A 20,827-nucleotide genomic window follows, 5' to 3' on the forward strand; every position below is an offset into this window, starting at 1 on the left:
TATGTGAATAATTATGCTGTTTACACAATGTTAACATATTTTTTGCAAATACTAATTTAAAAAAGTTAGTATTTCAACTATAATGTAAGTGGGAACAAAATATATATACCGGGACTAAAAAAGCCCAGAAAGGTGTTCAAGTGGAGAATATATTAAAATTAGAGCAGAAAATAGTACCTGAACTTATAGAGCTACTTGGGAAACGGTATGATATATTAAGGATGATATGTTACAATCAGCCTATAGGACGAAGAATTTTAGCAGAGCATATGTGTATAAGCGAGAGAATAGTGAGAAATGAAATAAACTTTTTAAAATCTCAAAATTTAATTGAAGTTAATGCCTTAGGCATGTTTATAACAGATGAAGGTGAAATAATTATAAATGAGCTAAAAAAATTCATCCATGAAATAAAAGGATTGACCAAATTTGAAGAATTTATTCAAAAACATTTAAAACTTCAGCAAGTTATAGTTGTTCCCGGTGATGTAGAAATGGACAAAAGCGTTCTTAAAGAATTAGGGAAGGCAGCAGCTAATTATGCTATGGATATAATTAAGGACAATAGTGTAATTGCATTAACTGGTGGATCAACAGTTAAAGAAGTCGTAGATAGTTTTCATAAAAGTAAAAAATATAGCAATATTCTAGTTCTTCCAGCTAGAGGTGGTATGGCAAGAAATGTAGATATTCAAGCTAATACACTAGTTGCAAGACTTGCAGATAAAATTGGTGGAAATTACGAATTACTTCATGTACCTGATAATTTAAGCAATGCAGCATTAGCAACTTTATTAAATGAAAAAAACATAAAAACTATAATTGATAAAATACAAAATGCTGAAATTCTTATTTATGGCATAGGTATCGCAAGTGATATGGCTTTAAAAAGAGGAGTACCTGAAAAAGAGATAAAACAACTTGAAGATTTAGGTGCGGTAGGAGAAGCATTTGGTCAGTATTATAATGAGGCAGGAAAAATAATTCGTTATACACCTACTATTGTGGTAAATAACGAACAAGCTAAAAATAATACAATACTTATTGCAGTAGCAGCTGGAAAAAATAAAGCGAGAGCAATAATAGCTACTGAAATCAATCGTTCCAGTACTGTTTTAGTAATTGATCAAGCAGCTGCGACAGAAATAATTAATATTTTAGAGAAAAGAGAGTAAACTATATAATGATTTTACTAAAGTGAAGATTATATATTTACATATAATTTGTTTTTAAAAAACTAGGAGGTTTTGTCAATATGATAAAAGTAGGTATTAATGGATTTGGACGAATAGGAAGAAACGTATTTAAGGCATTAGTGGCAAACTATGCTACAGAATTAGAAGTAGTAGGAATAAATGATTTAACAGATGCTGCTACATTAGGACACCTTTTAAAATATGATTCACTTTATGGTAAATTTAACGGAACTGTAGAAGCTAAAGAAAATTCAATAGTAGTTAACGGAAAAGAAATTAAAATATTTGCTGAAAGAGAACCAAAAAACATTGATTGGAGTTCATTAGGAGTAGAAATAGTTTTAGAATCAACAGGATTCTTTACAGATGCTACTAAAGCTAATGCACATTTAGGAGTAAGTGTTAAAAAAGTTCTTATATCTGCACCAGCTAAAAATGAAGATATAACAATAGTTATGGGAGTTAACGAAGAAAAGTATGATACTTCAAAACATAACGTAATATCAAATGCATCATGTACAACTAATTGTTTAGCACCATTTGCTAAAATATTAGACAAAGAATTTGGAATTGTTAAAGGCTTAATGACTACAATTCATTCATACACTGGAGATCAAAGATTATTAGATGCTCCTCACAATGATATGAGACGTGCAAGAGCTGCTACACTTTCAATGATCCCAACTACAACTGGAGCTGCTAAAGCAGTAGCATTAGTTTTACCACAATTAAAAGGTAAATTAAACGGATTCTCATTAAGAGTTCCAACTCCAACTGTTTCATGTACAGATTTAGTTTGCGAAGTTAAAAAGAATGTTACTATAGAAGAAGTAAATGCAGCATTCAAAAAAGCTTCTGAAAATGAAATGAAAGGAATTCTTGGTTGTTGTGAAGAACCATTAGTTTCAATTGATTTCAAAGGAGACGAAAGATCTTCTATAGTTGATGCAATGTCAACTATGGTTATTGAAGGAAACATGGTTAAAGTTGTTTCATGGTACGATAATGAAGCAGGATATTCAAACAGATTAGCAGATTTAACTAAATATGTTGCAGACAGACTATAAAATTTAATTCTACTATAAAACTGTAGGATACTGTAAGCATAATGAACGCATACTGCAAGAATAGTATTAAGGTCTGGTTTTATAGTTAGTCTATGGAACCAGACCTTTTTATATGTAATTTTTAATATATGATTATTTAATATGAAATAGCATTAAAAATATATTATTTCGCCTATTATAGGATACAATAGTTTTATATTATAAACTTTAGAGAGGAGACTGAGTATGGAATTTAATAAAAAAACAATAGAAGATATTGAGGTTAAAGGAAAAAAGGTTTTAGTAAGGTGCGATTTTAATGTACCATTACAAAATGGAGAAATAACAGATGTAAATAGATTAGTAGGTGCAATGCCGACTATAAACTATTTGGTAAAAAATGGAGCAAAAGTTATATTATGCTCACATCTTGGAAAACCAAGTGGAGAGGCAAAACCTGAGCTTTCTTTATCACCAGTTGCTAAGAAATTAAGCGAAATGTTAGATAAAAAAGTGCTTTTTGCAGCAGATCCAAATGTAGTTAGTGATAACGTAAAATCTGTCGTTTCAAAAATGAAAGATGGAGATGTTATATTACTCGAAAATACAAGATATAGAAAAGAAGAAACTAAAAACAAAGAAAACTTTTCTAAAGAATTAGCATCTCTTGCAGATGTATTTGTAAATGATGCATTCGGAACAGCTCATAGAGCTCATTGTTCTACTGTTGGTGTAACTGAATTTGTTGAGACTTCAGTATGCGGTTATTTAATTCAAAAGGAATTAAAATTCTTAGGTAATGCAGTAGATCATCCAGTTAGACCATTCGTTGCAATTTTAGGTGGAGCTAAGGTATCTGACAAAATAGATGTTATTGCTAATTTACTTGAAAAGGTAGATACTTTAATAATTGGTGGAGGAATGGCATATACATTCTTAAAAGCTGGCGGTTATTCTGTAGGAAGTTCTCTAGTTGAAGAAGATAAAGTAGAATATGCTAAAGATATGATGCAAAGAGCTGAGTCTAAAGGAGTTAAATTCTTAATACCTTTAGATCATGTTATCGCAGATAAATTTTCAGCTGATGCACAGCCAATAGTTACTGAGGATCAAAATATTAAAGACGGATACATGGGCCTTGATATTGGACCTAAGACACGAGAAATATATAAAGGTGCTATAAGCATAGCTAAAACTATTGTTTGGAATGGCCCAATGGGAGTATTTGAATTTGCTAATTTTGCAAAAGGAACAATAGCTGTAGCAGAAGCCATGGCAGCGGTTGATGGAACTACTATAATAGGTGGTGGAGATAGTGCAGCAGCTGTTAATCAATTAGGATTTGGAGATAAAATGACTCACATATCTACAGGTGGTGGAGCATCTCTTGAATTCCTAGAAGGCAAATTGTTACCAGGAATTGAAGCTCTTACAAATAAATAATTATAGAAACTATGTTACAATAAATTAAAAGTATATGATTGTTAGTTATAATAAAAGAATATTGGAGGTTTTTTTGATGAGAAAAGGTATAATTGCAGGAAACTGGAAGATGAATAAAACTGTAGCTGAAGCTGTAGTTTTAATTGAAGGAATGAAACCATTAGTTAAAGATGCAAAATGTGATGTTGTTGTGTGTCCAACATTTTTATGTTTAGATGCAGTAATAAAGGCAGCTAAGGGTACAAACATAAAAGTTGGAGCTCAAAATATGCATTATGAAGAAAGTGGTGCTTTTACAGGTGAAGTTTCACCAGGAATGCTTAAAGAAATAGGCGTTGATTATGTTATAATTGGCCATAGTGAAAGAAGACAATATTTCAATGAGACTGATGAAACTGTAAATAAGAAGCTTAAAGCTGCTTATAGCCATAGCATTAAACCTATACTTTGCGTAGGGGAAACTCTTAGTGATAGAGAAGGAAATGTTACAGAAAAAGTTCTAGAAAGTCAAATTAAATTAGATTTAGCAGGACTTATAAAACAGCAAGTAGAAACATTAGTTATTGCTTATGAACCAATATGGGCTATAGGTACTGGTAAAACTGCAACTGCTGATCAAGCAAATGAGACAATTGGGTTCATAAGAACAACTGTAGGAGCTATGTTTGGTAAAGACGTAGCAGATAAAGTAAGAATTCAATATGGTGGTTCAGTTAAACCATCAACTATAAAAGAACAAATGGGTAAATCAGATATAGATGGTGGATTAATTGGTGGAGCCAGCCTTAAGGCAGAAGACTTCGCAGGAATAGTAAACTACTAAGCCACATCAGTGAATTAAGCCACTTAAGTGGATTAAGACACTATATTAGATAAAACCACATTTGTTGGTTAATTATAATACAAATAAGCAATACATATTATTATGTATTGCTTATTAAAACAATTAGTGGGGGGAAACCAATATGTCAAAGAAACCAGTAATGCTAATGATTTTAGATGGATTTGGATTATCAGGTAACAACGATGGAAATGCAGTATCTGCGGCAAATAAACCAAACTATGACAGATTAATAAAGAAATATCCACATACAAAATTAACTGCAAGTGGCCTAGAGGTAGGATTACCAGAGGGTCAAATGGGAAATTCAGAAGTTGGTCATTTAAACATAGGTGCTGGTAGAATTATATATCAAGCACTTACAAAAATAACAAAAGAAATTAAAGATGGAATCTTTTTTGAAAATCATGCGTTTAATAAGGCTATAGATGAAGCTATTAAATCAAATTCTTCGCTGCATCTTGTAGGGTTATTGTCTGATGGAGGAGTTCACTCTCATATTGATCATTTAAAGGCACTTTTAAAGCTTGCTAAAAATAAAGGCGCCAATAAAGTTTATGTTCATGCTTTTTTAGATGGTAGAGATGTACAACCAGGTTCAGCACTAAAATACATAGCAGAAATAGAAGAATACATGAATGAAATAGGTGTTGGAAAAATTGCTACTGTATGTGGTAGATACTACGCTATGGATAGAGATAAGAGATGGGAAAGAGTTGAACTTGCATATAATGCTATGGTTTTATCTAAGGGTGAGGAAAATACCTCAGCAATAGAGGCTGTTAAAATAGCTATTCATGATAATAAGACAGATGAATTTGTTCTTCCGACTGTTATAATGGAGAATAATAAACCTGTGGCATCTATAAGTAATAATGATAGCGTAATATGTTTCAATTTTAGACCAGACAGAGCTCGCGAAATTACTAGAGCAATAAATGATAAACAATTTAATGGCTTTAAAAGAGAAACTTTAGGTTTGAATTTTGTATGTACTACTCAATATGATTTATCCATAGAAAATGTGGATGTAGCGTATGCACCAGAAAGTTACACTAATACTCTTGGAGAATATGTTAGTAAAATGGGTAAAAAGCAGTTAAGAATAGCTGAAACTGAAAAATACGCTCATATTACATTCTTCTTTAATGGCGGTGTGGAAGCTCCAAACGCTAATGAAGATAGAGCGTTAATTCCATCGCCAAAAGTTGCAACATACGATATGCAACCAGAAATGAGTGCACATGAGGTTACAGAGGAGTTACTTAAGAGACTTAAAACTGATGAGTACGATATGATTATATTAAATTATGCTAATCCAGATATGGTAGGTCATACAGGTGTTTTTGAAGCTGCTAAAAAAGCAATAGAAACAGTTGATGAATGTCTTGGAAAAATAGTTGATTGTGTTCTAGGTAAAGATGGCACAGTGTTTATTACTGCGGATCATGGAAATTCTGAGCAAATGATTGATTATTCCTCTGGAAAGCCAATGACTGCGCATACTACAAATTTAGTCCCATTCACATATGTTTCAAATCATAGTAACGAACTACGTGATGGTGGAATATTGGCTGATATAGCACCAACAATGCTACAAGTTATGAATCTTGATATACCAAGTGAAATGACAGGAAAGTCTTTAATAAAGCTTTAATTTATTATAAATTGGAATGAATTATTAAATTATCTAAAATTAATTTATTTTTTTTTGAATTATAGGATTATCTTAATTTAACTTAGGAAATAATAATAATATTGAGAAAAATTTTGGAGGTAAGATAATATGAAAAACTTTATTGAAATAATTGATATTTATGCAAGACAAATCTTGGATTCTAGAGCGTTTCCAACAGTTGAGGTTGAAGTAACACTCGAAGATGGAACTATAGCAAGAGCATCAGTACCATCAGGTGCATCTACTGGTATATTTGAAGCTGTAGAACTAAGAGATGGAGACAAAGATGTATACAATGGTAAGGGAGTTCTAAAGGCGGTTGATAATGTTAACAATCTTATAGCTGAAGAGATTGTTGGAATGAATGTATATGACCAAATAGCAATTGACAAAGCGATGATTACTCTTGATGGAACACCTAATAAAGCAAAATTAGGAGCTAACGCAATTCTTGGAGTATCACTTGCATGTGCAAGAGCTGCTGCCGAGTCATTAGGTCTTGGATTATATCAATATATTGGCGGAGTAAATGCTAAAGTGTTACCAGTTCCAATGATGAACATTATAAATGGTGGAAGCCATGCTGACAATAACGTAGACTTACAAGAGTTTATGGTTATGCCAGTTGGAGCTACTTCATTCAAAGAAGCTTTAAGAATGAGTGCAGAAGTTTATCATGCATTAAAGGCATTGTTAAAAACTAAAGGACTCGCTACTGGTGTTGGTGACGAAGGTGGATTTGCTCCGGATCTATCATCAAATGAAGAAGCAATAAAAATTATAATAGAAGCTATAGAAAAGGCTGGATATACTCCAGGAAAAGATATATTTATAGCACTTGACCCAGCAGCTTCTGAATTCTTTGAAGGTGGTAAGTACAACTTAGCGTCTGAGGGAAGAATACTTACTCCAGAGCAAATGGCTGACTATTATGTAGAACTTGTTAACAAATATCCAATCATATCAATTGAAGATGGAATGGCTGAAGAGGATTGGGATGGTTGGAAGTACTTAACTGACAAAATAGGAGATAGAGTACAATTGGTCGGAGACGACTTATTTGTAACTAACACTGATAGATTAAAAATGGGTATTGAGAAGAAAACTGCAAACTCAATTCTTATAAAATTAAATCAAATAGGAACATTAACTGAAACATTAAATGCTATAGAAATGGCTGAACGAGCTGGATTTACTGCAGTAGTTTCTCATAGATCAGGAGAAACTGAAGATACTTCAATAGCAGATCTCGTTGTAGCTATGAATGCAGGGCAAATTAAAACTGGTGCTCCAGCTAGAAGCGAAAGAGTTTCTAAATATAATCAGCTACTAAGAATAGAAGAAGAATTAGAAGATATGGCTGAATATAGAGGAATAAAAGCATTTTATAACATAAACAGGTAATTTTTATAGATAAGAGTATAGTCGATAGGCTATACTCTTACTTTTTATATTCCATTGTAAACTGTCTTAAAGTATGATAAAATAGTTATGTATTTAATAAACGGGGGTGTATACATGCATAGTTTTCTCGTAGTTTTACAGGTTATAACATCAATTGCTATAATCGTCTCAGTTATGATGCAACCTAGTAAGACAGATGGATTAAGTGGCCTTATAGGAGGAACTTCTGAAACCTTTTTTGCGAAGAACAAAACAAAAACTGCAGAGTCAGTAATGGCACGAATCACAGTGGTTTCAGCAGTTTGTTTTACAATAACTACATTGATGTTAAATATGGTTAAATAATATATTTATCTATGATATAATTTAGGATATTAAATAAATATTTTCAGTATCGGCAGTTTATTTAAAAAAAATAATAAACTGCATTTTTTTATATGTTTTTTAAAATAATGATAATATATAAATAATTTAGGTATTATACAAGTGATAAGTGGTACATAAGTAATATAAATGATAGAATTGTTTTAAATAGTCTATGATTATTAGAGGTGAAGAAGGATGAGCGAATACAGTTCTAAATTAGAAAGCAAGGATATGGATTTTCTTTTTGAGGGTGTTTTAAGCCTGAAAACAAAGGAAGAGTGTTATAGGTTTTTTGAGGATATATCTACAATAAACGAAATTAAGGCATTTGAGCAAAGACTTCAAGTAGCAAAAATGTTATCAGATAAAAGAACCTATTTGGATATAGCAGGTACTACAGGGGCAAGTACTGCAACGATAAGTAGGATAAATAGAGCGTTAAATTATGGTAGTAATGGATATAAACTTATATTAGAACGTTTGAAATTAAAGAAATAATTATGTTTACTTTGAGGGGCCTTATAGATGCAGATAGAAAGGGACGGTTAATATATATTTACTCAGTTTAACTAACGATAAAAGAGTGAATATATATTAACCGTCTAAATTTTTAAAATCAATTAAGTTTTGCGTTGTGTGATATAATTAAAGGTATGTTTATGATATAAAGTGACGTAGTAGTAATTATTATAGATCTAAAGTAATGCTAGGAAATCTAGTATTAATATAATATATAAGGAGTGGTCTCATGGATTTAGAAAGTTTGTTAAACAAAGAGCAGTGCGAAGCTGCAATAACAGTTAATGGGCCGTTGCTCATATTAGCTGGCGCGGGTTCTGGAAAAACTAGAGTTCTGACTTATAGAATTGCACATATGATAGAAGATTTAGCTATATATCCATCACAAATTTTATCTATAACTTTTACGAATAAAGCAGCAGGTGAAATGAAGGATAGAGTACGCTCCTTAGTAGGCAAAGTAGCTGATAATATGTGGATTTCTACCTTCCATTCTAGTTGTGTTAGAATTTTAAGGCGGGAGATAGACAAGCTAGGATATAATAAAAATTTTACTATATATGATAGTTATGATCAAAAGAGTCTGATTAAACAATGCATGAAACAACTTGAAATAAATGAAAAAGATTTAACAGACTCAGAAATTTTAAATAAAATATCTAATGCTAAAAATGAACTTATTTCTCCAGATAGATACAAAAAAGAGAATGAAAGTGATTATAGAATGAATAAAATTGCTGATGTTTATCTTCTTTATCAAAAAAAACTTAAAGGTAATAATGCATTAGATTTTGATGACTTGATTTTTAAAGCAGTGGATTTGCTAAGAAAGAATAAGGAAGTTTTGGACTTTTATCATTCGAAATTCAAATATATTATGGTGGATGAGTATCAAGATACAAACAAGGCACAGTATGAGCTTATAAAGCTTTTAGTAGATGAGAGAGAAAATATATGCGTTGTTGGAGACGATGATCAATGTATTTATGCTTGGAGAGGTGCAGATGTTACTAATATCTTAGACTTTGAAAAAGATTATCCAAAGGCTAAGGTTGTAAAACTCGAGCAAAATTATAGATCTAAAGCAAACATACTTATGGCAGCAAATGAGGTAATAAAAAATAATTCTCAAAGAAAAGATAAAGCTCTAAGGACTGAAAAAGATTGTGGAGAGAAGATAAATTTATATAGAGCATTTACAGATAGGGATGAAGCTAATTTTGTAGCTAACCAGATTAAGACATTAATGGGGGCTGATAAAAGTCGGAGCTATAAGGATTTTGCAATTTTATATAGGATGAACTCCCAATCACGTATATTTGAGGAAAGTTTCAGAAAACATTTAATCCCATATAGGATAGTTGGAGGATTGAAGTTTTATGATAGAAAAGAAATAAAAGATATCATGGCATATTTAAAGCTTATTAATAATCCGCTTGACGATATTGCCTTAAAAAGGATTATAAATGTACCTAAAAGAAATATAGGTGATGCAACTATTCAAAAGATTCAAGAATTTGCTAATGGGATAGATCAATGTTTATATAGTGCAATTTTAGATGTAGAATTTATACCTACACTGACTACTAGAAATAAATCATCTATAAGTAAGTTTGTAAGTCTCATGAATAACTTTATGGCTAAAAATGAAGAGGTTACTGTATCTCAATTAATTAAAACTATAATAGAGGATACAGGATATATGAAACAATTAGAAAATTCTAAAGAACCTGAGGACGAGAGCAGGGTAGAAAATATAAAGGAATTAGTATCTGATGCTGTAGAATTTGAAAAAACTTCAGAAGATAAATCACTTTTGACATTTTTAGAAGGAGTAAGTTTAGGTTCAACAACTGATAATCCTGATGAGGAAGTAGATACTGTAGGCATGATGACAGTTCATAGCGCAAAAGGGCTAGAATTTCCAGTGGTATTTATGGTAGGTATGGAAAATGGGATATTCCCAGGTATGTCTTCTATTAATAACCCTACTGAAATGGAAGAATCGAGACGTTTATGCTATGTTGCTATAACGAGAGCAGAAGAGAAGCTTTATATAACTTCTGCAGAAAGCAGAATGGTATTTGGCAGAAATGTAGGGTATCAACCGTCAGATTTCATCAGCGAAATATCTCCAGACTTAAAGGAAATTATTGGAGGAGGAAAAAACAGAAGTGTGCAGGTGTTAAAGAGAAAAAACAGCAAGGATTCACATAAATTTAATCCTCATGGTCTTTTAAGTAAAACGGCACCACAAGATTACGTATCAGCTACGTCGCATGGAAGTAATATAGGTGAGCAAGGCGCAAGTGGTGGGAATACTTTAACTGAGACTCAAAGCATTATGCATAGTGAAGCTACAGTAGGTAGAAAAGTTAGGCATAGTAAATTCGGAGTAGGTACTATAGTGTCAACTTCTGATTCGAGCGGTGACACTATGGTTTCAATAGCATTTGATAACATGGGAATAAAAAAGTTAATATTAGATAAAGCACCACTAGAAATAATATAAGGTAAATGAGAATAGGGCTAGCATGATTACTTGTTATTTATTTGGATGTACGATGAATGCAGCTTGTGCATTACGAATGCAACTTGTGTATAGTGAATGCAATTAGGGCATATTGGATAAAATAACTAGGAAAATGCTAGTCATTTTATTTCAAGTGCCTTAAAGTTGCGGGATGGGAGAATAAGATATGATAATTATAAGTGTAGAAGATAGGATTAATGAATTAAAAACTATAATTAAATACCATAGTGATAGATATTACAACCAAGATAATCCAGAAACATCTGATTATGAATATGATCAATTAATGCTTACGCTTAAAGCAATAGAAAAGGAGCATCCAGAACTTGTTACCCTAGATTCACCAACCCTAATAGTAGGTGGAGGTGTTAAAAGAAAAGCAGGGGTATTGGTAAAACATAATGTACCAATGCTTAGCTTGCAAGACGTATTTACAAAAGAAGACATCTATTCTTATGTAAATAGAATGATAGAACAACTGAATGATCCAACATTTATTGTTGAACTTAAAATTGATGGTTTGTCAATGGCCCTGCGGTATGTAGATGGTAAATTAACAGTAGCTGTAACTAGAGGTGATGGAATTATTCAAGGTGAGGATGTTACTGAAAATGCTAAAGTAATTAAGGATGTTGTACGGAAACTGAAAGATCCAATTCCATATCTCGAAATTCGTGGTGAAGTATACATGTCTACTGAAGCGTTTAACAAGGTTAATGAACAACAAGAGTTATTAGAGAAAAAGATATTTGCCAATCCTAGAAACTGTGCTGCAGGTACATTAAGACAGTTAGATAGTAAAATAACAAAGGAAAGAGAATTATCTTTATTTATTTTTAATGTTCAAGATACCAAAGGAATTGAATTTAAAACACATACCGAAAGTTATGAATGGTTAAAAAAACAAGGTGTAAAAGTTATTGAGAATTATGTAAAATGTAAAACAGCTGATGAAGTGTGGAATGCTATCCAGGCTACCTCCGAGGAAAGAGGCAACTTAGCATACGATATCGATGGAGTTGTTATTAAAATTAATAATTTGGAAGATAGAAAAGAACTTGGAAATACTTCAAAAGTTCCGAAATGGGCTATAGCTTATAAATTCCCTCCGGAAGAAAAAGAAACAAAATTAATCGATATTGAAGTATCAGTAGGAAGAACCGGTAGAATTACTCCTACAGCAATATTTGAGCCGATTCGTTTATGCGGAACATCTGTATCCAGAGCAATTCTTCACAACCAAGATTTTATCGATGATTTAGATATAAGGATTGGAGATATAATTGTTGTATACAAATCAGGAGAGATTATCCCTAAGATTAAGGGCGTAGTGAAAGAAAAACGTTTTGAAGGAACAAATAAATTCAAAATACCGGACATATGCCCGGTATGTGGAACACCTACTGTCCGTGAAAAAGATACTGCTGACATCAAATGTATAAACCCTAATTGTTTGGCGCAATTAGAAAGACGCATTATTAATTTTGTTGGTCGGAATGCTATGGACATAAAAGGTTTCGGCAGCGCATATGTTAAGGAACTTATTCGTTTACAATATATCAAAGATATTGCAGATGTATATTCTTTGTTTAATTATCGCGATGAACTTATAAAGCAAGGTATAATTGGAAAAGAAAAGAACACAGATAAGTTACTAGATGCTATAGATAAGTCAAAGGGAAATGAAGCACAAAGACTGCTGACAGGACTTGGAATTCCAAATATTGGGAAGGTAGCAGCAAAAAGTATAATGAAGCATTACAGATCTATTGAAGAGTTGAAAAATACGTCTTTGGAAGATTTACAAAACGTTTCCGATATAGGTGAAATAAGTGCCTTGTGTATACTTAAATTTTTTGAAGATAATAAAAATAGAGAAATAATTGATAGGTTAAAGGATTATGGAGTTAATATGGCTGTAGAGGACACTGATAGCGAAGATAATAAGTTTGATGGGTTAACTTTCGTTGTAACTGGAACATTGACTTCCATGGGGCGAAATGAAGCTATAGTAATGATAGAGAATCACGGAGGAAAGGTAGCAGGTTCTGTATCTAAGAAAACAAGTTACGTGTTAGCAGGAGAGAATGCCGGAAGTAAGCTTACAAAAGCTCAAGAGTTAGGAATTACAGTTATATCTGAAGAAGAATTAGTAAATATGTTGTAATATATAATTGGTAAAGAAAAGACGTCAGATGGCGTCTTTTTTTATGTTAAGGTCCAATATTTCTTTTTCAGCATATATAGGAAGTAAAAAACTTCTCAACATTTTATTATTTATTTGATTATTTCACTTATTAAAAGTTAATACTTTTAATAAGGCACACGAAAATAAACTAGGATACTTATTTGTTATTTATTTAATTGTGCCTAAGATGGGGGTAAGTATGAAAAAGTTATTATGTATAATGTTAATCTTTATAACGATGTTAGGATGCGGATGTATTCAAAAGAAAGTAAAACCTTCAACATCTAGAAAATATCTAGTGTATAACTTAGGAAAATTGCCATCAGATTTGCTGATGATAGATAACGATAACATTCGCGAAAAAGATTTGTTATTAGCCTTATTTGAAGGATTAGTAAGGGAAGATAAAGATGGAAAAATTGTGCCTGCTATGGCTGAAAAATATGAAACTTCAAAAGATAAAATAGAGTATACTTTTAAACTAAGAAAAAATTTACATTATAGCGATGGCTCAGAAATAAAAGCTACAGATTTTGTAAGACTTTTTCATGATATCCTATTAGAAAAAGAAAATGTCTTTGCAGATCAATTATATTGTATATTCGGAGCTAAGGATTTCAGTTCCGGAAAAACAGGGTTTGATAAGGTTGGCATTTTTGCAAAGGATGATTTAACATTGCAAATAAGGCTGAATAGTCCTAATGATTACTTTGTAAAAACTCTTAGTAATCCGATTTTTACTTTACGAGAAGACAATTTGAATATGAAAAACTGGAAAGAAAGCTACGGTGAAATTCAATATAGTGGTCCTTTTATTATAAAAGACGTAAATAAAGAGGGAGAAATAACACTTGTAAAGAATCAAAAGTATTGGGGATCCAGTAAAATAGTAAGTAATGAGATGCTATTTACTTCAATAGATGATGAAGAGAAAGCTTTAGCCGATTTTGAAACCTCAGGTGAAAGTGATTCTTCAAAAATTGATATACTTGTAAGTCCGCCAATAAGTGAAGTAAGTGCCCTTACTAAGGAAAAGAAAACAGAAGTTAAACCAACACAGAGTATGTATTATTTGAATTTTAATTTAAATAGTAAAGCTACTGTAGATATAGACTTTAGGAGTGCAATTAGTTCAATAATAGATAGAAATCTAATTATAGAAACAGTAGCAGAAGATTTGGCTGTTCCAACAATGAGTTATACACCTTTTATTAATTCAAGTGACAATAGTTCTAAACTGATTTTTAATGCATCTCGAAGCAAAGCTAAAGGGAAGGCATATTTACGTAACAGTAAATATAATAAAGAACAAGATTTAGTTATGGTATATGAAAGTGAAAATTTTGATACTAAAATAAGCAATGAGATAGCTAAAAACATTAAAGAATATTTAGACCTAAATGTAGAATGCATTGGATATACAAAAGATGAACTTAAGAAGGTACTTGCAAAAGGTGAGTATGATATAGTATTTTCAAAGAACGATGAAGAATATGGGGATGTCTATAAGTTCTTTTCTAAATGGACAGCAAATTCAAAAGATAACATATACGGATATAAGAGTACGGATTATGATAAAGCTATAGCAACAGCATTGAATGAGAATAATGGTAGTAAAAAAATAACAATCTATAATAAGGCACAAGGAATACTTGCTAAAGACTTGCCGTGTATACCAGTGTACATTGCGAATACAGTTATCTGTAAGAAACAAAATATTAAAGACATATATACTACTAAGAGTGGAAACTTAATATTTGATTATGCATATAAAGACAATAATATGGTTGTAAAATAAGTGTATCATGTTGTATGCTAATAAAAGTATATATTGCCTGAAATGCATTAACAGCATTAAGCAATATATACTTTTTGTTATAGCATAATATGAGAAAAAATCTTAAATCATCTTATTCTTGATTTCTAAAAAATGTGGTTAAGAAAAATATAAACATATTCTTGCTACTGTCAAATGATGACTTACTTTGTTTAAAGCTTTCTTTTCGTTTATTGTATACCATACTTTTAACAAATACAGAAGCTAACTCATTATTATCAGGTGTTGGTACTTCCGGCATTCTAAAATCATCGTCATGTAATAAATCATCGGATCTTAGTGAAAAATTCCTATAATGTTCTGCGTCATCTAATGGGGGAGAATCTGGCCAACTTAGTATTATACCAGTGTCTAAAATTTGATGTTTGAAAATATCTTGAAGCATATGTGAATTATCTTCAACGTTATTAAAATCAGAATATAAAATTAGGCTATACATGTATAGTACGAGTTCATCTGAAGTATAGTTTATCTCTTTTTCAGCGCTTTCCTTTATCAAAATACCTTTTTCACTATCATATAATTTTGAAAGCTTTTCATATAAATCATCACTAGTATCTTTGAATTTAAGGATAGAAGTATTATTATACATAAGTGTGCAGTTTATAAAAAGCATACAGGAATGATCTAATTTAGCATTAATAATTAAAGTTGGTTTAGTATTGTATTGTTCGACAAGTAAATCTAAAAAATCTAACAATAGGTTCTCGCATTTTTCGGAGCCTGAGTACTTATAAAAAATGTTTAGAGCTAAGCATATCTTGTTAAGTTCCTCAAATGAGACGTTGTAAATTTCTTCTTTAAATTGGGTAAACATATCTAAGATATCCAGAGAAAATTTTTCGTATTCATGTTCACCTTTATCATAAGAAGAATATTTAAAGTAAGCGACCATCATAAAAGCTTGATCTGAGAACTTAAATTTGTTGTTTTTATCTTCAAAAGTAAATTCCTTTTGCATAGGATCAGTTAAATCTTTTTTGTCAACAAATAACCCATCTTTATTACGAAAATAAGAGGCATAAAATTCTAACTGTTCTTTACATAACGTAAGATAAAGAGAGCTTAGAGCATATTTATTATCATCAACGTCTCTAAAACTACTGTAATAATCTGATAATTCTAAGAGCGACAGGGTCATAAATGCATTGCTGCTAATAGTTATTTCTTTCTTTACCTTGCTTTCATTCCAATTTAAAGTGCCTTCTTTCATTTTTAATTTTGCATCTGCTTTTTTGTAGACACATAAAAGTGGAGAAATTAATTTAGTTGTGTTAATATCAATCTTAGAAAAAGATTTAGAGTTTAAATCGCGTACAGGAATATATACCCCGCATTTGGAGTTAAAAACTATATCCCTTAATGATTCTTTTGATAAGTAGAAAAACTGATTTTTTATGTTATTTTTGTTTAATGTATTGATTCTTAAAAAAGGTCCTAAAAAATTCAACATATCACCACCATATATTAATCCTTATATAGATAATATGATTAGAATCAATAAAATGTGCTAGTTTTGTGAAATTAGAAAGGAAGAATTTAAATGAAGGTTGGAAAACTAAGTTGGGATGACTTGAAACAGATAATTGATAACAATAAAAGTGTTGTCAGAAGCGACGTAAGAATACTGCAATAGGCAAAGGTAAAGTTAAAAGAGCAGTTGCAACTTCAGGAGCGAAGCTTTACGATGAAATAATTGTTACTAAATCATTATGCATGTAAGGAACCTCAATTATAGTCAACGATCATCTAGATAGGGTAGCAGGCATTCTAACCCACAAAGAGACACAGACGGCTAAAGACTATGTGAATAGTATTAGTGTTGTTAAGGGAGGCTGTATAGCAGGAGAATTTGGCGTTAATTCTATGCATGATATAACTGACGGTGGAGGCATATTAGTAATAGATAATATTGAAAAAGATGTTTTGCCATCTACTAGAGATGAATTATTTAGTATATAAATTTAATTAAGTTAACAGTAGCGATGAATAACTATTAATTATTATCTACTAAACAGAGATACGAGGGGGATAAATATGAAAAAAATAATAATTGCTAGCAACAATGAACATAAGATAATAGAAATCAGGGAAATCTTATCACAATTCCCTTTTGAAGTAGTATCATTAAAAGAAGCAAATATTAATATTGATGTAGAGGAAACTGGAAGTACATTTATGGACAACGCATACATAAAGGCTAGTGAAATTCATAAAATAGCTGACGGAAACATGGTACTTGCCGACGACTCAGGTTTAGCCGTGGAATCATTGAATGGCGCTCCAGGTGTTATGTCAGCAAGGTTTGCTGGGGAACATGGAAACAATAAAGCAAATAATGAAAAATTACTATATCTTTTAGATGGCGTAGCGGATGAACAAAGGAAAGCAAAATTTGTTTGTGCAATGGTACTTATAGTTGATGAAGATAATATAATAAAAGTTCAAGGAGAGGTAGAGGGGATAATCACAGCTGAATATAGAGGTGATGAGGGGTTTGGGTATGATCCATTGTTCTTTGTAAAAGAATATAACAAAACCTTCGCACAAATGAGCAATAAAGAAAAGAATACTACTAGTCATAGAGGAATGGCGTTAAATAAATTAAAAAGTGAGCTTGAAAAATTAATATAGAAGATGTAATTAGTATAGTGGATGTAATTGAATAGAAGAGATAATTATTAGGCGGCATCTAAGAAAAAGGGTGCTATGTATTTAATTGATGAAGAGGGTGAATTTAAATGCGCATAGGTGTTATAAGTGATACACATAGGATTATTAGTAGCATAGAGAGACTAGAGGACGAGATAAAGGGATTAGATGTGTTAATTCACTTAGGAGATAATGTAGAGGATGTACCAATAATACAAAAGCATTACAAGGGAGAAATAATTAATGTAAAAGGTAATTGTGATTTTGCTACAAGTACTCCTAATGACCTTGTAAGAGAGATTTGTGGAAAAAAGATATTTCTAACACATGGACATAGATATGGTGTAAAAGAGAATTTGTCTAAATTGCGATATAAGGCTCTAGAAACAGGGGCTAGTATAGTTTTGTACGGGCATTCACATATTGCTAAAATAGATTATGAAGAAGGTATATGGTACATAAATCCTGGTAGTGCATCACTTCCAAGAGATGGAGCTCGGAGCTATGCTATTATAAGCATCGATGAAGAGGTCATAGAGCCAAAAATAATAAGGTTTTAGTAAAATTTTAAAAAAGTATTGACGTATTAATATATATGGTGTAGAATAATCCATGTCGTCAGAAAAATTCATTAAATTTGAATGGTTATGAGGAAAGAGTTAATTTAGGTCATTAAATGTGTTTTTATGGGTATTTAATGTATATCGGGGTGTAGCGCAGCTGGGAGCGCGCGTGGTTTGGGACCATGAGGTCGCAGGTTCAATCCCTGTCACCCCGACCACTAAAATTAATATGCGGGTATAACTCAATGGTAGAGTGTTAGCCTTCCAAGCTAATTACGAGGGTTCGATTCCCTCTACCCGCTCCAAATATATTAATGCATAATAAGGTATTAATATATAAGCGTCTTTAGCTCAGTTGGATAGAGCAACGCCCTTCTAAGGCGTGGGCCGGGGGTTCGAATCCCTTAAGACGCACCATATGGTGGACGTAGTTCAGTTGGTAGAGCGCCAGTTTGTGGTACTGGTTGTCGTGGGTTCGAGTCCCATCGTCCACCCCATTTACAATTGGGATATCGCCAAGCGGTAAGGCACCACACTTTGACTGTGGCATTCGTAGGTTCAAATCCTGCTATCCCAGCCATTATGGTTTACTAGCTCAGTTGGTAGAGCACATGACTTTTAATCATGGTGTCCGGGGTTCGATTCCCCGGTAAGCCACCAAAATAGTAATAATATGCAGGTGTGGCGGAATTGGCAGACGCACTAGACTTAGGATCTAGCGCCTTCGGGTGTATGGGTTCAACTCCCTTCACCTGCACCAATTACTATTTAATTTTAAGAAAAAACATATATGCGGGGGTGGCTCAGTGGTAGAGCGTCACCTTGCCAAGGTGAACGTCGCGAGTTCGAATCTCGTCTCCCGCTCCAAATATGTTATTATATACATATTCAAATTATTAAGTGTCTTTAGCTCAGTTGGATAGAGCAACGCCCTTCTAAGGCGTGGGCCGGGGGTTCGAATCCCTTAAGACACACCAATATGCGTCATTAGCTCAGTTGGTAGAGCACCTGACTCTTAATCAGGGTGTCCGGGGTTCAAGACCCCGATGTCGCACCATTTTATAAATGCCGGGGTGTAGCGCAGCTGGGAGCGCGCGTGGTTTGGGACCATGAGGTCGCAGGTTCAATCCCTGTCACCCCGACCATTATAATATAATATGCGGGTATAACTCAATGGTAGAGTGTTAGCCTTCCAAGCTAATTACGAGGGTTCGATTCCCTCTACCCGCTCCAAACATCTTAATGTATATTATTGAGTATATGCGGTTTTAGCTCAGTTGGATAGAGCAACGCCCTTCTAAGGCGTGGGCCGGGGGTTCGAATCCCTTAAGACGCACCATACGGTGGACGTAGTTCAGTTGGTAGAGCGCCAGTTTGTGGTACTGGTTGTCGTGGGTTCGAGTCCCATCGTCCACCCCATTTAAGAGTTAGACTTTATAATAAAAGTAAAGCATTAGACTCTTTAATTATTCATGAACAGATTCAATCTATAATCTTACAACAATATGGTTTACTAGCTCAGTTGGTAGAGCACATGACTTTTAATCATGGTGTCCGGGGTTCGATTCCCCGGTAAGCCACCAAAATAGTAATAATATGCAGGTGTGGCGGAATTGGCAGACGCACTAGACTTAGGATCTAGCGCCTTCGGGTGTATGGGTTCAACTCCCTTCACCTGCACCATTACTATTTACAAGTAAATTACTATTGTAAGAAACATATATGCGGGGGTGGCTCAGTGGTAGAGCGTCACCTTGCCAAGGTGAACGTCGCGAGTTCGAATCTCGTCTCCCGCTCCAACTATGCGGGTATAACTCAATGGTAGAGTGTTAGCCTTCCAAGCTAATTACGAGGGTTCGATTCCCTCTACCCGCTCCAATAAAAGTCTTTAGTATTTATACTAAAGACTTTTTAAAAATTGTTTTATTATGCGCCCATAGCTCAGTTGGATAGAGTTGCAGACTTCGAATCTGAAGGTCGTGGGTTCGACTCCCTCTGGGCGCACCATAAACGTTGATATAGCAAGGCTTACAGAAATGTAAACCTTGCTATATTTTTATTTTCCCCACTAGAAAAGTATAAAAAATAAGAGGAATTATTCCTTCTAGTAAGTGCTAATTAAGAGGTGGTATTAAAGTGTTTGCATATAATAGGTTATAAGCATTAAATAGGAGCTTGCAAATGCCAAGAAAAAAGTTTATTAAAATAGTTAAGAAATTAATTTGTGGCCTTATCCTAGTGGTTTATTTAACTTCAAGTGGAATTGCTTTGTACTCAAAGATAGTGAGGGCATCTGGGGAATACAATACTAAATATACAATTACAAATAATTATGGAATGATGGAAGAAGAAGTTAATTTACTTGCGACTAAAAGATTATGTTATGTTATTTTCAGCGCAAAGAAGGATAAGGAATCTTATGAGAAGATAGTACTTAAATAGTGGGTCAGGATCCCCTTTGGGGGCACCAGTTAAAACTATGCTTAACAGTTCACAAGCTACTAAGACAAATTAGAATTTGAAAACATAAAATTATAAAACATTGAGGTGGCAATAATATA

16 protein-coding genes and 19 tRNA genes are annotated in these 20,827 nt (G+C 32.8%); 34 read left to right on the forward strand and 1 reads right to left on the reverse strand.

Going from position 1 to position 20,827, the window contains the following annotated elements; all coding sequences use genetic code 11:
- Positions 1 to 140: 140 nt before the first annotated feature.
- The 11 genes from LGK95_RS05030 to LGK95_RS05080 all read left to right on the forward strand — a co-directional run bounded on the left by LGK95_RS05030 (position 141) and on the right by LGK95_RS05080 (position 15,012).
- Entirely contained in the window at positions 141 to 1,175 is a 1,035-nt protein-coding gene (locus LGK95_RS05030) for a sugar-binding transcriptional regulator (RefSeq protein WP_226122919.1), read from the forward strand.
- An 80-nt stretch (positions 1,176 to 1,255) separates the two neighbouring features.
- Positions 1,256 to 2,263, forward strand: coding sequence for a type I glyceraldehyde-3-phosphate dehydrogenase (gene gap / locus LGK95_RS05035; protein ID WP_226122920.1), 1,008 nt, complete (start codon positions 1,256 to 1,258; stop codon positions 2,261 to 2,263).
- A gap of 225 nt (positions 2,264 to 2,488) precedes the next feature.
- Positions 2,489 to 3,685 carry a phosphoglycerate kinase gene (locus LGK95_RS05040; RefSeq protein ID WP_226122921.1) on the forward strand — a complete coding sequence of 399 codons (1,197 nt, stop codon included), beginning with the start codon at positions 2,489 to 2,491 and terminating at the stop codon, positions 3,683 to 3,685.
- Between the two features lie 76 nt (positions 3,686 to 3,761).
- Positions 3,762 to 4,508: a triose-phosphate isomerase gene (gene tpiA, locus LGK95_RS05045; protein WP_226122923.1), complete on the forward strand. Its 747-nt coding sequence runs from the start codon at positions 3,762 to 3,764 to the stop codon at positions 4,506 to 4,508.
- A 142-nt stretch (positions 4,509 to 4,650) separates the two neighbouring features.
- Positions 4,651 to 6,183, forward strand: coding sequence for a 2,3-bisphosphoglycerate-independent phosphoglycerate mutase (gpmI, locus tag LGK95_RS05050; RefSeq protein WP_226122925.1), 1,533 nt, complete (start codon positions 4,651 to 4,653; stop codon positions 6,181 to 6,183).
- Positions 6,184 to 6,312: 129 nt separating this feature from the next.
- On the forward strand, positions 6,313 to 7,608 hold the full coding sequence (eno, locus tag LGK95_RS05055) for a phosphopyruvate hydratase (RefSeq protein WP_226122927.1): 1,296 nt from the start codon (positions 6,313 to 6,315) through the stop codon (positions 7,606 to 7,608).
- 114 nt (positions 7,609 to 7,722) lie between these two features.
- The gene (secG, locus tag LGK95_RS05060; RefSeq protein WP_226122929.1) at positions 7,723 to 7,953 is read left to right on the forward strand and encodes a preprotein translocase subunit SecG; all 231 of its coding nucleotides are present in this window, start codon (positions 7,723 to 7,725) and stop codon (positions 7,951 to 7,953) included.
- Positions 7,954 to 8,169: 216 nt separating this feature from the next.
- On the forward strand, positions 8,170 to 8,472 hold the full coding sequence (locus LGK95_RS05065) for a YerC/YecD family TrpR-related protein (protein WP_226122930.1): 303 nt from the start codon (positions 8,170 to 8,172) through the stop codon (positions 8,470 to 8,472).
- A 250-nt stretch (positions 8,473 to 8,722) separates the two neighbouring features.
- Positions 8,723 to 11,005, forward strand: a complete 2,283-nt coding sequence (gene pcrA / locus LGK95_RS05070; RefSeq protein WP_226122931.1) for a DNA helicase PcrA — start codon at positions 8,723 to 8,725, stop codon at positions 11,003 to 11,005.
- 196 nt (positions 11,006 to 11,201) lie between these two features.
- Entirely contained in the window at positions 11,202 to 13,193 is a 1,992-nt protein-coding gene (gene ligA, locus LGK95_RS05075; RefSeq protein WP_226123233.1) for an NAD-dependent DNA ligase LigA, read from the forward strand.
- Positions 13,194 to 13,413: 220 nt separating this feature from the next.
- Positions 13,414 to 15,012, forward strand: a complete 1,599-nt coding sequence (locus LGK95_RS05080; RefSeq protein ID WP_226122932.1) for a peptide ABC transporter substrate-binding protein — start codon at positions 13,414 to 13,416, stop codon at positions 15,010 to 15,012.
- 112 nt (positions 15,013 to 15,124) lie between these two features.
- Here the strand turns inward: LGK95_RS05080 and LGK95_RS05085 are convergent, their stop codons facing one another.
- Complete coding sequence (locus tag LGK95_RS05085; protein ID WP_226122933.1) at positions 15,125 to 16,504, reverse strand: hypothetical protein; 1,380 nt, start codon at positions 16,502 to 16,504, stop codon at positions 15,125 to 15,127.
- Positions 16,505 to 16,857: 353 nt separating this feature from the next.
- Here LGK95_RS05085 and LGK95_RS05090 point away from each other — a divergent pair, with 353 nt between their 5' ends.
- The 23 genes from LGK95_RS05090 (at position 16,858) to LGK95_RS05200 (ending at position 20,708) form a co-directional block, all read left to right on the forward strand.
- A complete protein-coding gene (locus tag LGK95_RS05090) occupies positions 16,858 to 17,013 on the forward strand; it encodes a hypothetical protein (RefSeq protein ID WP_226122934.1) in 156 nt (51 codons plus the stop codon).
- A 75-nt stretch (positions 17,014 to 17,088) separates the two neighbouring features.
- Entirely contained in the window at positions 17,089 to 17,685 is a 597-nt protein-coding gene (locus LGK95_RS05095; protein ID WP_226122935.1) for an XTP/dITP diphosphatase, read from the forward strand.
- A gap of 107 nt (positions 17,686 to 17,792) precedes the next feature.
- Positions 17,793 to 18,263, forward strand: a complete 471-nt coding sequence (locus LGK95_RS05100; RefSeq protein ID WP_226122936.1) for a metallophosphoesterase — start codon at positions 17,793 to 17,795, stop codon at positions 18,261 to 18,263.
- Positions 18,264 to 18,408: 145 nt separating this feature from the next.
- Positions 18,409 to 18,484, forward strand: a tRNA-Pro gene (locus LGK95_RS05105).
- 13 nt (positions 18,485 to 18,497) lie between these two features.
- Positions 18,498 to 18,571, forward strand: a tRNA-Gly gene (locus LGK95_RS05110).
- Between the two features lie 35 nt (positions 18,572 to 18,606).
- A tRNA-Arg gene (locus tag LGK95_RS05115) sits at positions 18,607 to 18,683 on the forward strand.
- Positions 18,684 to 18,687: 4 nt separating this feature from the next.
- Positions 18,688 to 18,763 (forward strand) — tRNA-His (locus tag LGK95_RS05120).
- An 8-nt stretch (positions 18,764 to 18,771) separates the two neighbouring features.
- A tRNA-Gln gene (locus LGK95_RS05125) sits at positions 18,772 to 18,846 on the forward strand.
- A gap of 4 nt (positions 18,847 to 18,850) precedes the next feature.
- Positions 18,851 to 18,926 (forward strand) — tRNA-Lys (locus tag LGK95_RS05130).
- A 15-nt stretch (positions 18,927 to 18,941) separates the two neighbouring features.
- Positions 18,942 to 19,026: transfer RNA gene (locus LGK95_RS05135), tRNA-Leu, on the forward strand.
- 32 nt (positions 19,027 to 19,058) lie between these two features.
- Positions 19,059 to 19,133, forward strand: a tRNA-Gly gene (locus LGK95_RS05140).
- Between the two features lie 33 nt (positions 19,134 to 19,166).
- Positions 19,167 to 19,243 (forward strand) — tRNA-Arg (locus LGK95_RS05145).
- A gap of 4 nt (positions 19,244 to 19,247) precedes the next feature.
- Positions 19,248 to 19,323 (forward strand) — tRNA-Lys (locus tag LGK95_RS05150).
- Between the two features lie 12 nt (positions 19,324 to 19,335).
- Positions 19,336 to 19,411 (forward strand) — tRNA-Pro (locus tag LGK95_RS05155).
- Positions 19,412 to 19,425: 14 nt separating this feature from the next.
- A tRNA-Gly gene (locus LGK95_RS05160) sits at positions 19,426 to 19,499 on the forward strand.
- A 29-nt stretch (positions 19,500 to 19,528) separates the two neighbouring features.
- Positions 19,529 to 19,605: transfer RNA gene (locus LGK95_RS05165), tRNA-Arg, on the forward strand.
- Between the two features lie 4 nt (positions 19,606 to 19,609).
- Positions 19,610 to 19,685 (forward strand) — tRNA-His (locus tag LGK95_RS05170).
- 88 nt (positions 19,686 to 19,773) lie between these two features.
- A tRNA-Lys gene (locus LGK95_RS05175) sits at positions 19,774 to 19,849 on the forward strand.
- A gap of 15 nt (positions 19,850 to 19,864) precedes the next feature.
- Positions 19,865 to 19,949, forward strand: a tRNA-Leu gene (locus tag LGK95_RS05180).
- 41 nt (positions 19,950 to 19,990) lie between these two features.
- Positions 19,991 to 20,065, forward strand: a tRNA-Gly gene (locus LGK95_RS05185).
- Positions 20,066 to 20,070: 5 nt separating this feature from the next.
- A tRNA-Gly gene (locus LGK95_RS05190) sits at positions 20,071 to 20,144 on the forward strand.
- A gap of 52 nt (positions 20,145 to 20,196) precedes the next feature.
- A tRNA-Arg gene (locus LGK95_RS05195) sits at positions 20,197 to 20,273 on the forward strand.
- Positions 20,274 to 20,447: 174 nt separating this feature from the next.
- Positions 20,448 to 20,708: a hypothetical protein gene (locus tag LGK95_RS05200; RefSeq protein WP_226122937.1), complete on the forward strand. Its 261-nt coding sequence runs from the start codon at positions 20,448 to 20,450 to the stop codon at positions 20,706 to 20,708.
- Positions 20,709 to 20,827 lie beyond the last annotated feature (119 nt).

It is taken from the genome of Clostridium algoriphilum (assembly GCF_020443705.1).
GTDB lineage: Bacteria > Bacillota > Clostridia > Clostridiales > Clostridiaceae > Clostridium_AD > Clostridium_AD algoriphilum.